The organism is Frankia sp. BMG5.23, from assembly GCF_000685765.2.
GTDB lineage: Bacteria > Actinomycetota > Actinomycetes > Frankiales > Frankiaceae > Frankia > Frankia casuarinae.
Map to the genome: position 1 here is coordinate 1 of NZ_JDWE01000079.1, position 11939 is coordinate 11939.

11 protein-coding genes are annotated in these 11939 nt (G+C 66.2%); 4 read left to right on the plus strand and 7 right to left on the minus strand.

What is annotated here, in order from left to right; all coding sequences use genetic code 11:
• The first annotated feature begins 282 nt into the window (after positions 1-282).
• Positions 283-1722: a helix-turn-helix transcriptional regulator gene (locus BMG523DRAFT_RS20425; RefSeq protein WP_011437771.1), complete on the plus strand. Its 1440-nt coding sequence runs from the start codon at positions 283-285 to the stop codon at positions 1720-1722.
• Positions 1723-2200: 478 nt separating this feature from the next.
• Here BMG523DRAFT_RS20425 and BMG523DRAFT_RS20430 read toward each other — a convergent pair whose 3' ends face one another.
• From BMG523DRAFT_RS20430 to BMG523DRAFT_RS20460, 7 genes are all read right to left on the minus strand, one after another.
• Positions 2201-2911, minus strand: a complete 711-nt coding sequence (locus BMG523DRAFT_RS20430; RefSeq protein WP_011437770.1) for a hypothetical protein — start codon at positions 2909-2911, stop codon at positions 2201-2203.
• Between the two features lie 241 nt (positions 2912-3152).
• Positions 3153-4295 (minus strand): site-specific integrase, encoded by a 1143-nt coding sequence (locus BMG523DRAFT_RS20435; RefSeq protein WP_043592035.1) that lies wholly within the window; start codon positions 4293-4295, stop codon positions 3153-3155.
• A gap of 247 nt (positions 4296-4542) precedes the next feature.
• Positions 4543-5739 (minus strand): tyrosine-type recombinase/integrase, encoded by a 1197-nt coding sequence (locus BMG523DRAFT_RS20440; RefSeq protein WP_083494901.1) that lies wholly within the window; start codon positions 5737-5739, stop codon positions 4543-4545.
• Position 5740: 1 nt separating this feature from the next.
• Positions 5741-5965 (minus strand): AlpA family transcriptional regulator, encoded by a 225-nt coding sequence (locus BMG523DRAFT_RS20445; protein WP_043592037.1) that lies wholly within the window; start codon positions 5963-5965, stop codon positions 5741-5743.
• A 23-nt stretch (positions 5966-5988) separates the two neighbouring features.
• Positions 5989-7707 carry a replication initiator gene (locus tag BMG523DRAFT_RS20450; RefSeq protein ID WP_368671131.1) on the minus strand — a complete coding sequence of 573 codons (1719 nt, stop codon included), beginning with the start codon at positions 7705-7707 and terminating at the stop codon, positions 5989-5991.
• A gap of 257 nt (positions 7708-7964) precedes the next feature.
• Positions 7965-8729 (minus strand): hypothetical protein, encoded by a 765-nt coding sequence (locus tag BMG523DRAFT_RS20455; RefSeq protein WP_051623982.1) that lies wholly within the window; start codon positions 8727-8729, stop codon positions 7965-7967.
• Complete coding sequence (locus tag BMG523DRAFT_RS20460) at positions 8729-8929, minus strand: hypothetical protein (RefSeq protein WP_051623983.1); 201 nt, start codon at positions 8927-8929, stop codon at positions 8729-8731. The genes BMG523DRAFT_RS20455 and BMG523DRAFT_RS20460 overlap by 1 nt, the downstream gene beginning before the upstream one ends.
• A 155-nt stretch (positions 8930-9084) precedes the next feature.
• Between BMG523DRAFT_RS20460 and BMG523DRAFT_RS20465 the strand changes: the two genes are divergently transcribed.
• The 3 genes from BMG523DRAFT_RS20465 (at position 9085) to BMG523DRAFT_RS24900 (ending at position 11320) form a co-directional block, all read left to right on the plus strand.
• Positions 9085-9861 carry a helix-turn-helix transcriptional regulator gene (locus BMG523DRAFT_RS20465; RefSeq protein ID WP_200923135.1) on the plus strand — a complete coding sequence of 259 codons (777 nt, stop codon included), beginning with the start codon at positions 9085-9087 and terminating at the stop codon, positions 9859-9861.
• Positions 9862-9865: 4 nt separating this feature from the next.
• Positions 9866-10333 (plus strand): NUDIX domain-containing protein, encoded by a 468-nt coding sequence (locus BMG523DRAFT_RS20470; protein ID WP_043592040.1) that lies wholly within the window; start codon positions 9866-9868, stop codon positions 10331-10333.
• 249 nt (positions 10334-10582) lie between these two features.
• Entirely contained in the window at positions 10583-11320 is a 738-nt protein-coding gene (locus tag BMG523DRAFT_RS24900) for a hypothetical protein (RefSeq protein ID WP_152987882.1), read from the plus strand.
• Positions 11321-11939 lie beyond the last annotated feature (619 nt).

An 11939-nucleotide genomic window follows, 5' to 3' on the forward strand; every position in this document is an offset into this window, starting at 1 on the left:
CTCGACATCCTCGGCGTCGACCCAACCAGACCACCTTGATCGACAATCAGGTCGGTCAACGCATCGAAACCCCATGTGCGAAAGACAGGCCTAGACGACCGTTCCCGCGCCCGAACCGGCAGCCGAACGGCAAACGATCAGGTATTCATCCGGCAAACGATCAGAAAACATGTGGTCCACCAGGAAACACGCCAGACAAGGCCCACCGACATCACCGGATAGCAGTAAGCATCCGGCTACGCTTTCTCCCGGGAAATCCGGTAACCAGGGAAGCGAGACGTCATGCCCCCTCAGCCCAGCACACACCCGGGATGGAACCCCGGCCAGCTACGCCGCCACCGCGAACAACTCGGACTGAGCCGGGCCGCCCTCGCCGACAAGATCGCCAACATTGACCCTGTCGTGGCCAAGGAAGCGGGGTTCACCCCACCGGCCGCCGGCCCCGAGATGATCAGCAAGCACGAGCGGGGCGTCAACTTCCCCGGCACGTCCTACCAGGCGGCTTACTGCCACTTTTTCCAGGCCAGCGAACCCGAACTCGGATTCCGCTACCCCTACCCCCACGAACACAAAGACGATCATGCGGGGTCTGTTACACCACCGCTAGCCGGGATACCCTCACAACACCAGCCCACGCCGCAGACCGAGGGGGTGGAGACCGCGAACCGCAGAGACCTACTCAGCCTCACCGCCGCAGCCATAGGACTCACCGCCACCGGCACAGCCGCAGCGATGATCGCGCCCGCCGACAGGTTGGCCATCCTGGAACGCGCCACCGCCGGCAGCGGCGCGGCATCCGCGGCCGAAGGGGCCCTACAGGCCGTGGTGGCCGACTACCTGCACCATCCCCCCGCCGAGACATTGCGCCGGGCCATCGCGTTGCAGCAGCTCACCGACGCCATCACCGCCCAATACCCGCTACGGCCCGCCGACCAGGCCCGGGTCTGGCGCGTATCCGGTGTCGCCACCGGCATCCGCGGATGGCTGGAGAACAACGCCGGACACACCACCGACGCCCGGCTGTCCTTGCGGGAAGCCCACCGCAGAGGCGAACTCCTCGAAGACAATCAGTTGATCGCCTGGACGCGCTTCATGCAGGCCACCATCGAGGACTACGCCGGCAACCCCGCCGGAGCCGAACAGTACGCGCTCGACGGCCTGCGCCACGCACCCAGCGGACCACAACGGGCTATCTTGCTGGTGGGCAGCCTTGCCGGGGCCCGCGCCGCCCATGGCGACATCCGAGGAGTTGACGCGGCCGTCAGCGAGGCCGAAAGCATCGTTAGCAGGCTGACTCCAGACGAGCGCGGCCCGCGAGAGGATCATCGTACCGTCGTTGACAGCCTTACCAGCATCGGATTGCCGATCTTCTCTCTCGACGTCGGCCGAGTGTATTCCCGCCTTGGCGAGATAGGCCGCTTCATGGAGGTAACGGCCGACGTCCGACCCGCCATCGAGCAGGGCAGTAGCTCACGGACGTCCGTGTTCCGCGCGGATGAGGCAGTAGCCGTTGCACGGAGCAAGTCACCGGATCTTGACAGGGTGGCCGCACTTGCCCGCGAAAGTTTGCGTCTCGCTGGCCCGTTCCAGACCGCTCACATCGCAAGCCGGGTCAACGTCGTCCTCGCCGTGACTGACCGCGACTATCCCGCGATTCGATCATTGGCCGACGAGGCCCACACCTGGCGGATCAGCCGCAACAGGCCCATCGACCTCGTCTAACCGGATAACCTGCATAAACAGCAACGATGTTTGATCGTCGCTAATGTTCTGTACTTCCTCAAGGGCGCCCCTTCGGGGCGCCGGGTGGTTCGTGTCACATGTGCCGCACGCGCCGCGCCGAACAGGACCCGTCCGGACCCGCCGCGCGCCGGGCGGGGCCCCGCCTCCCTTCGGTCGGCACCCCACCCGGGCGCGTCGGCCCGGCCACCCGTTCGGAGCGTCGAGGAGATCAGGGAATGTCACCGGTCGAGGGGTGTGGGTTAGAAGCAGTGCTGCCGCGCCCACTCGCCCCACGAGTGCGCAGAGCGCACCCGCAGGACGAGCAGGCTTGCCCACGGAGCAACCCGGGTCAGGCGTCAAGGATGGTCACTGAAACCGGTCGAGTGACGAGAGCCAGCGCAGCTCACCGGGGGCCAGGACTACGGACCCGGGTCCTGGGTAGCCGCCGGGTGTGGCAGCTACCCAGGACAGACGCGGCCTAGGGCTGCTGACCGAGGATTACCGTTTGTTGAACGGTCTGAAGTAGACGATTCATGGTGTCAAGTTCGTCGAGGGTCGTGTCTGTGTCCTTAGCCATGTGTGTCAGAGACCACAGTAGGTGCATCACGTCGCGGCGTGGGCCGCGGTCGGGCGGGGTTTCGTCGCCGGATACATCCTCCGTCGTCCCGTACGCCCGCATCGCAGCGTCGAGCGCCGCACAGGCGATCGTCGCCCAGGTCTGCCCCGCTCCATTGTCGGTCGGGGCGTTCTCGGTGGGCAGCGCGGCACGGCGAGCGGTCATCGCGTCGTCTACCGTGCGTAGCAGCGTGTAGAGATGGGCGTAGTCATCCGGTGACATCCGGGGGGTTTGGAACAGGCCGAGTAGACGCACCAGCGGACCCAACGCGTGAGTCTGGGCAGCTAGCTCATCGTCCGGTATCGGGGTCTGGGCACGCCGGAGCAGGCGTCCCGCCGCCAGTAGCACGGCTTGAGCCACTTGCAGCCAGTAGGCAGCCGCGTTCACATCGCTCACACCGTCGATCAGACGCAGGTCGAGGCCCGGCAACATCAGCACAGCTTCGAGCTTCATCCCGTCGTGCCCGTCCCACGTGTGGACGTCGACCGCAATCGGACGGTACGACGGAACGATTGTGATCATCGGGTTGATGGTGGGTGTCCACCCGTCATGTGGTGGTGGCATGATGGCCATAGGTCACGTACTCCTGTGGTCGCAGGGGTTCGGGGCTCAGGCCCGGGTTGCGGTGTTGGCGCACCGTTCCGGGCCGCTTTGTTGTGTACCTACATCATCGCTAATTCGCTTTAGGTTGTGAACACATAAGATTCCCTCACAAAGGGCTCTGGCATCTTCACGGCATGGATCGGGCGGGTGTACGCGGTCGGGACGGTGGACGGCCCGCGGAGACCGAAGGGCTCCAGATTAGCGGTTGGGGTCATATGGCCAGGACCGCGAGGGTTTCCGCCGCGCCGGGGTTCGAGACCTTCCGGCCCATGTAGGTGGACAGGGTGATGGACGGGTTGGCGTGGCCGAGGACATCGGCGATCTGGCGGGGGGTATGCCCATCCCCATCGAGGAGGGTGACAACGGACCTGCGGCCGAACAGGTGGGACGTCAGGCCGGGGAAGCCGGCATCGTTCACGGCGTCGCGGATGTCGGCCTGAGTGTTACTCGGGTCGCGTAGGCCGCCCATCTGCGCGGGGAACACCACCTCGTCACTGTTCTGTCCGTGGTGGCGGGTGCGCAGCATGGCCACGGCCCAGGCCGGGAGTAGCAACAGCCGGTGGCCCGCCTTCGACTTCGGACGAGGCTTGTTGATCAGACCCTGGCCGGTAATCCGCACCACGGTGGACCGGATTTCCACGGTGCCCGCGTCCAGGTCGACCGCGTCCCAGACGATCCCGCATACCTCCCCGATGCGCGCGCCGGTGGCGATGAGCATGTCCACAAGATCGGGGATGTCGCGGCGCCGCGCCCGTTCGTCGTAGGTGAGCAGCGCCCGCAACTGCCGCAGTTGGGCTGCGCCGAGCGCCTTGGATACCGGCTTCGGTTCCGGTCGGGTGATCTGCCCGGCGTCGCGGACCACGTTGCGGTCCATTGCGTCGAGCCGGGCGGCCATCGCGCACATGCCGGACAGCACTGTTCGCGCGATCCGCGCCGCACCGGGGCCGCTTTTGGTCGTGACCGCGCTGAAAAACCGGTCCGCGGTTCCGACCGTGACCTGTCGGGCCTTCACTCCGCCGAGTGCGGGGTAGACGTGCCGGTCGAGGGTGGTGCGGTAGGCCGCGAGGGTGTTGGGAGAGCGGTCTTTCTTCTGCTGTTCGGCAAACCACGCCTCACCGAGGACCTTCATAGTCGTCTCCGGTGTGATGTCGCCGTCGCCGACCGCGACCCGCAGCCGGTCACGCAGCGCGAGTTTCAGTGCCCGTGTGGCCGCCGCCTTGGAGGTGCCGCCGCGTTCGACTTCGCGGCGTACCCCGTCATGGTCGCGGTAGAAGCAGCGTGCCCGGGAGCCCTTCGCCGTGGCGCTGTAGAAGATCTTTCCGCCGACACCGAGATCTAGACTGGGACGAGCCATGCCACACCGCCGCATCCTTCGGGAGTGGAACGAACGCCCTCATACTAGCCTGATCGTCCCGTACTTACCCCGTACTTTGAGTGATCAATAAGGGTGAATGGCGGCAAATGACGATGCTTGCCTGCAAGCATAATCCGCAGGTATCAGCATGTTTTCGCGAGTAGCGACGGATAACGAATCAATGGGATTGCTAATCCGTCGGTCGTGGGTTCGAGCCCCACCCGCCCCACAATCGCATCACCGCAGGTCAGGCAGGCTTTTTCGTCGGCCCGTGACGCGCCCTGGCGGGCTTTCGATCATGGCTGGTCCGCACTGAGTCCGCAGGTGTCCGCAGGCCGTCCGCGCTGCTGGCGGACGTAAGCGTGGGGTTTCCGTGGGGCCGTGCCGCCCCGGCGGCCTGGTCGAGGCGGTCCGCGAGCGCGTCGAGGTCGTCCGCGAACAGCCCGGCGTAGACGTCGAGCGTCATCGCCGCCGAGGCGTGGCCGAGCATCCGCTGTACCGCCTTGACGTTCGCGCCGGCCGCGACCGCCAGCGACGCCGCGGTGTGGCGCAGCTCGTGCGGGGTGAGCCCGGGAAGGCCCTCGTCGATCGCCGCCTGGTCGAAGACGTCCCGGCGGAAGTTGTTGTTGCGCAGCACCCCGCCACCGCGCGCCGTGAAGACGAGGTCGTCAGGCCCCTTACCGGCAAGGTGTTGGGCGAGCGCATCGGCCAGGAATCGGGGGATGGGGACGCTGCGGCACTGGTGACTCTTCGGGGTGTCGAAGACGAGATGCCCTTCCACTTCCGTCACCGACTCGGCGACCTCCAGGCGACGGCGCAGCAGGTTGATCCGCCGGACGCGCAGTGCGGCCAGCTCACCCCAGCGCAGGCCGGTGTACGCCAGCGTGTAGATCACCAACCCGTCTGTCTCGCCACAGGCCACGGCGAGCGCGTCGACCTGGCCGTGGTCGAGGAAGAGCTTGTCCGGGATCCGGGCCGGTGGCAGCCGCACGCCCTTTGCCGGATTGCGGACGATCCGGTTGTCCTTCACCGCCAGGTCGAGCATCAGCGACAGCACCCGATACGCCTGCCGGACCGACGACGCCGACAGGCCGTCTGCCGAAAGTTCGGTGATCCAGGTGGCCACGTCCGCGTGCGAGACGGCGGACAGCGGCGTACGGCCCCAGCGCGGGAGCACCTGCCGCCGCAGGAGACCGGCGTACCGGGCGCGGGTGGTCTGCTTCAGCTGGCCGAGGGTGCCCGCCCACCGCTGCGACCAGTCCTCCACAGTGATCCGGGCGCGGGCCGGGTCGACCCACTCGCCGCGGGTCTTCGCCGTTTCGACGCCTGCGAGCCAGCGTTCCGCGTCGACCTTCCGGTCGAAGTGCCGGGCGTGTTCCTTGCCGGACGGGTCGCGGTACCGGGCCCGCCATTTCCCGTCGGGACGTTTCTTCACACTCGCCATCTCACGCCGCTTTCTGGGTGTCGAGCCACTGCCGAATATCGGCCGGGTCGTAGCGCAGCCACCGGCCGACGCGGTAGCAGGGAGGGCCGATGCGCCGGTGCCGCCACTGGTACAGCGTCGAGACGGGAACGCCGAGGTACTCGGCTGTCTCCTCGGCCGACCACAGCCGCTCACTCCTCTCCGGAAGGGCTGAGACGTTGCGAGCACTGTTTCCAGGCCGGGGCATGGGCTGTTTCCTTTCCTGCACGGTCAGGCTGCGCGGAATTCCTGGTGTCCTCTCTGTGAGGTGGGGTCGGGTGGTCGCGGGCCGGGAACTGCGCCGGACCCTGTTGTCGCCGCTTGCTGTGCTGCTTGCAGTTGCGAGCGCCAGGTGTTCCGTTCGGCGACCGCGCGCAGGATGAGGTGATCGCGCCGGGGTGTGCCCGGGTCGCCGGGGCGCAGGAGCTGCCAGGCGTGCCGGGTCTGGTCGATCTTCTGACCGGCCGCTTCGAGGAGAGCGGCGACGAACGCACGTCGGTCGGCCTTGTGATCGGCCAGGCTCTTGCCGGACCACTGGCGGGAGACCAAGACGCGGCGTCCGCCGAACCCAAGCGTCTCGCGGCGATGCGCCTTGCCGTTGCACCGGCCGGGAGCCAGGCCGGGCCGGGCGTTGCGCGGCTGGACGCCGTAGGTCAGCCAGTTCGCGCAGACGGGGGAGCAGGGTTCGTGCCGCAGCGCGTCCGCGAACCGGTCGACGTGCCGTTGCCGGGCGTCGGTGTCGGCTGCATGGCAGGTGTCGAGGATCTTGGTCAGGTACTTCGTCAGGTAGCCGATGAGCCTGCCCGCGGTGCGGGAGTCCGCGGTGACCCCGTCCACGCGGACCTGTGGGCCGAAGCGGACCACATGCGCGGGTTTGTCGTCTTCGCCGATGGCATCTACGGCGTCATCCCAGGACGGCAGAAGTACCCCGGTGCCGGGATCGACGTAGCCGCCTTGGCCGTCATCCCACACCGGTGGGCGATCCGGGTCGTACTTCGGGTGGTCGCAGTTCGGCCACCAGACGTTCTGATACGTCGCCGCCGCGACCTGGCGGACCACCGCCCGGGGAATCGTCCCGCGGATCGCCGCGTGCAGGTGCGGTGCCAGCCGCCGTTGCGGCTCCAGGGTGGCGAAGTACTGGACGTTCCAGCCGACCGCACGGCGCAGGTTCTGAAAGAACCGATCCACCAGCTTCGGGAAATGCAGCGCATCCCGCGCCGCCCGCCGGTAGTCGTAGGCGTCCGGGTCGACGGGGGTGCCGTCGGAGTGCACCCGCCCGTAGCTGTCACAGGTCAGGGTGAGGAACAGCGAGGGCCGCCAGACGGTGCCGTCCGGTGCGGTGAACGTCCGCCCGACCGTGCGCCGATCGACCGGCAGCCGGGGCAGATCCGGCACGTCCTGCCGCCGCTTCGTGGACCGCACCCGCCGCGGTCGCTCCCGCTCGTCCGATGCCGCCTTGCCCCGCACGCCGAGGGCGGACAGCTCCGCGTCCACCTGGCCGATCAGCTCGTCGATCTCGGCGACGCCGGTCGGGTCGTTCTCCGCTTCCGCCTGCTCCCGGACGACCTCCAGGTCGGCGCGGAAGGTCGCGAGCGTCTTCATGTCGTCGGTGGGCGGGTCCGGGTCGGGCAGGGGTTCGGTGTCGAGGTGCCAGCCGGTCTTGCACTGCGCCATCCGCAGCTTGCGCGCCCGCTCCGCGCACGGCGGGCACTTGCTCGCCAGGGTCGCCCCGCAGGGCACGGCGTGCACCGAGGTCTCCCCGGTGGTCGTGTCGACGCGGCGCATGGCCAACGGGCGGATGCACACCCCGTTCTCCACCGCCACGGCCTCCACGACCTGGCGAGCGAGCGGCATCCGGGCACGGTCGACCCGCGACGAGCCGACCGAGGGAGCGGGAACAGACGACGGGGCAGGAGCGGACGAGGGCGGGGCGGGAACGAACGAGGGCACGGGCGACCACTCCCACAAGGCAGGGCAGACCGAACGGAGGAAGGGAGCAGGCCGTCCGGCCGCCGGACACCACACCCCCCCGTCCCGCCGATGGGACGTCTACGAGGGCCGCCCAGCCATGGCCGCGCCAGCTCCACCCACACGGAGCCCGCTCCGTCTCGTGGGCATAATGGACACTACGTGCGTAACCATCCGCGTGACAACAGTTATACCGTCAATGTATTGTGACCCGGTATAAACGGTTGGCTCGCCCATCCCTACTTGGTATGGCCGTCATCCACTGGAGGTATGGCCGCCGCCGCGCCAATCGAGCAGCCCGCGCCCAGAGTCGACGAGGAAACCGGCGCCCACCGCTGATGCACGCACGAGCCGGTGTCGATCCGCCAGGATTCCCGCCGTTCCAGATCCTCGATCCACACCGGCCGCCGGGTCAGCGGCTCTGCCACCCGCACATGCGCCCATCCATGCGCACGGGCGAACTCCGACCGGGCGAACGAGCCCACCACCTCCCCGTCACCGTCGACGACCAGCAGCCGCCCGGAGCTGTGGCCAGGCGTCGTAGGGGGTGGAGGCGTGCCGTATGACGGCGGAGTGGCCGCCGGGGAGGAGAGCAGGCCGTGGTGAACAGCCAGCGCCAACGTCATCGGCCCCGGGCTCGTGGGTGCGGCCATGGCGACACCGACAGCGGCACCGGTGTCCGCCGAGTGCTCCGGAGTGTCGTCGTCGAACCGGCGGAGGAGTTCCGGACGCCAGGTCTCGCCGATGGCGACGACGGCGCCGTCGAGCCCCGCTTGCTGTCCCGTTGTGAAGGCCGTGGCCTCCGGGTCGGTGACCCATCGTCCGGCGACGAGCAGCGGTGACGGGTCCAGCGCGAGAACCGTGACCAGAGCCCGCCGGTAGTCCGCGAGGGTCAGCGGCGGGTCGCCTTTCGGGTTGTCGTCGTAGGCGGCATCCCGGTCGAGCAGGGCCAGCACGTACGACCGGTACGCCGCCGCGATCGTCGCTTGCCTGGTGCCGCCCATCAGGCCACCGCCGCGGGAACATCGGCTGCCTGGACCGACGCGGGGAACCGCACTGGGCCGACGCCGTACTCCGACCAGCCGACCTCACGGGCGTACCGGTCGGCCGCGCCCGCGGTCTCGAACGCCACCACGATCTCCTTCACCCGTTGGCCGTCGCCCTCGAACCGCACGAGCCCGTAGACCGGTTCTTCCGCCTTCATGGGCAGTGGCTCCCCTCGCCATCCGTCCTGCTCCGCTGCGCACTTTGTGGTGACGTTGAGCGTCGATCAAATGACGGGACGTCCCCACCGCCGATCGGGGACGTTTGGGACGTCTATGATGCTGTCCGTAACGTCCCCAGCGGGAGGGTGTGACAGTGGCGGCCCAGGGAACCAACGAGCACTTGCGGGTGGCCATGGCATCGAGCGGTATGGAGATCGAGTCCCTTGCGCGATCAGTCGGCGTGGACCCCAAGACCGTGCAGCGCTGGTTGAAGGGACGCCTTCCTCACCCGCGGCACCGGTGGAAGGCCTCCGACGCACTCGGCCGCTCCGAAGAGGAGCTGTGGCCGGAAGCCAGCGCGGCCAGCGCCTCCGGTTCACTCGCGACCAGCGAGATCATGTCGGCCTACGCCCGCCGCGCCGACGCGCCATCCCAGCTCTGGTCACGCCTGCTGGACCGCGCCGGGACGACGATCGACCTCATGGGCTACGCGATGCTGTTCTTCCCCGAACAGCACCCCGACCTACCCCGCATCCTCGCCGAGAAGTGCGCCCAGGGCCTGCGGGTCCGTATCGCCCTGGCGGACCCGGAGTGCGCTGAGGTCGCCGCCCGCGACGAGCTGGAGAACCTGGGCGGGACGCTCCCGGGACGTATCCGGTCGACCGTCGGCCACTTCGAGCCCCTGCTGTCGAACCCCGGTGTCGAGCTGCGCTTCCATCAGGTGCCGCTGTACAACGCGCTCTACCGGTTCGACGACCAGATGCTCGTCACGCCGTACCTGTACAAGCTGCACGGCTTCCAACACCCCATGCTCCACCTCAAGCGGCACAGCCCCGCAGGCCTCTTCGAGAGCTACGCCCACCAGTTCGAAGCCATCTGGACCGCACCCACCACCAGGCCGCACGAGGCCCGACCAGACCGGGAGGCATGACCCGATGGGCCGCGTCGACTACTACCACGACCCCAACGCCCCCACCGCGAACTCCCTGGTCGTCGGAGGATCGGCCATCGTCGCCGATTCCCAGGGCCGGATCCTGTTGCAGCGGCGCAGCGACTCCGGGAACTGGGCACTGCCCGGCGGGAAGATGGACATCGGGGAGACCTTCGCCGACTGCGTCATCCGCGAGACCAAGGAAGAGACCGGCTTCGACGTGCGGATCGACCGCATCGTCGGGATCTACTCCGACCCCGGCCACGTCTTCGCCTACGACGACGGCGAGGTCCGCCAACAGTTCAACATCTGCTGCGCCTGCACCATCACCGGCGGAACCCTCCAGGTCAGCGACGAGTCCACCGCTGTCGACTTCCACGACCCCGCCATCCTCGACGAGCTGACCATGCACGACAGCATCCGAATCCGCATCCGCGACTACCTCGCCGACGGCCCACCGGTACTCGGTTGAGACTGCCGAATCTGTCTGTTTAGGATCAAGAAGGCCACTTCTGGGCTGCGCCGCGCGACGGCTGCGCGTGGCCCTGGCGGGCCATGCTCGCCGGCGTGTCGCCGCCTACGCCGCACCAGGGGTCCGGAGATCGACAGCAACAGCCTGACGAGCTACAGCCAGTCCGCATGGCTGAGGACCTCGATCCGGATAAGATCCCATAGTGCGCGATGAGACTCCGGCCAGTGTCAGCGTTACATGGAGCGAGCGGTGAGCCCGACCGAGTTCGCCAGTGAATCTCTCGCGCTTGTCGTTCGCGGGAGATTCGACCCGACTAAATTTTCTCCAGGCTGGCTACTTGTAAATCACCTTATAGGGGAAGAACAGACAAGATCGGCGGAGATACAAGCCATTACCCCACAAATATCAATCTTTGTTGCGGGCTGGTTGAGTGTGCAGGTTACGGAAGATACCTTCTCTCTGAGTACATCGGATCCGACAGAGTATCTCCGACTTCGCGATCTGGCTCTCGGCATCTTCGGCATTCTAGAAGATTCTCCAGTCAATGCCATTGGCATCAATAGAAGCTTTCATATCAAAATCGACTCCATCGAGCGTTGGCATTCGATCGGAGACACCGTCGCGCCCAAAAAAATTTGGGAACAGGCGATGCTGCTCCCGGGAACCGTCGGACTGACTGTACGCGGCTCACGCAAGGACGAGTATGCAGGCTACATACAGGTGAGATTCGAGCCATCGAACCTGATTAATCGCGGAATCTTCGTCGAACGCAACGACCACTATATTTTGAAAAAAGTAGACAGACAGCCGAGCACAAGGGAGGAGCTCTTCGGCTTGGAGAATTTGGCTAGCCTCGAAATTCCACCCGCTCCGGGCCATCTAAAGATTGCCGCAGAAATTCTGCGCAGCAACTGGCAGGCGTCACTGACAGATTCAGCAGATATTGTCAGAATCTTTGCGGATATGGGGGAATTCCGTGAAGCCTGAATCGCTTCTCGTGACCACTACAAACAATCCGGTTAAGATCGAGATTGGAACCTATCTAGGCGTACCAAAAAAACCATCTTCAGCTATCCATGAAACAGATTCTTCGATTCATGCAGATCGTAATCAAATTAAGTATATGGAGTCACCTCCGGGCGGCAATGAGTCCGCCTATTCTGTTAGCTATCGCGGTACGACCGTACTTACAAATCAAGGGTATACAGGTCAAGCGCCCCATCTCGAGTCGGTCACTGAACTTGACATCTGGGAGGGTGTCGTTACAGAAGTTCAGTCTGAGACTTTTTTCGCAACCCTACAGTCACAGAATGAGCCATCGCGCTTGACTGTAGAGCTGGAGATGGAAGACGTATCGCTAGACGACAGGAACCTAGTAGCGCCGGGTGCATACTTTTATATCTCTATAAAGGTAAGTATTCGGCGATGGCGTGGAGGGGCTGGTTCCGCCGTGTGGCGGTGTCGTGGCTGTGGCGGGAGTCGGGCGGAGTGTCCGCGGGNTGCTGGTGGGGGGTTGTGGGCTCTTCGTGATACGTCGGGTGTAGTTCCTGATACCGAGGACGCTGGTGATGTGTCCTGGGTGGTGTGTCTGTTCTGTCTGTCACCG

Coding starts and splice junctions, on each gene's coding strand:
- BMG523DRAFT_RS20425 (WP_011437771.1), top strand. CDS start 283: ATGCCCCCTCAGCCCAGCACACACCCGGGATGGAACCCCGGCCAGCTA.
- BMG523DRAFT_RS20430 (WP_011437770.1), bottom strand. CDS start 2,911: ATGGCCATCATGCCACCACCACATGACGGGTGGACACCCACCATCAAC.
- BMG523DRAFT_RS20435 (WP_043592035.1), bottom strand. CDS start 4,295: ATGGCTCGTCCCAGTCTAGATCTCGGTGTCGGCGGAAAGATCTTCTAC.
- BMG523DRAFT_RS20440 (WP_083494901.1), bottom strand. CDS start 5,739: ATGGCGAGTGTGAAGAAACGTCCCGACGGGAAATGGCGGGCCCGGTAC.
- BMG523DRAFT_RS20445 (WP_043592037.1), bottom strand. CDS start 5,965: ATGCCCCGGCCTGGAAACAGTGCTCGCAACGTCTCAGCCCTTCCGGAG.
- BMG523DRAFT_RS20455 (WP_051623982.1), bottom strand. CDS start 8,729: ATGGGCGGCACCAGGCAAGCGACGATCGCGGCGGCGTACCGGTCGTAC.
- BMG523DRAFT_RS20460 (WP_051623983.1), bottom strand. CDS start 8,929: ATGAAGGCGGAAGAACCGGTCTACGGGCTCGTGCGGTTCGAGGGCGAC.
- BMG523DRAFT_RS20470 (WP_043592040.1), top strand. CDS start 9,866: ATGGGCCGCGTCGACTACTACCACGACCCCAACGCCCCCACCGCGAAC.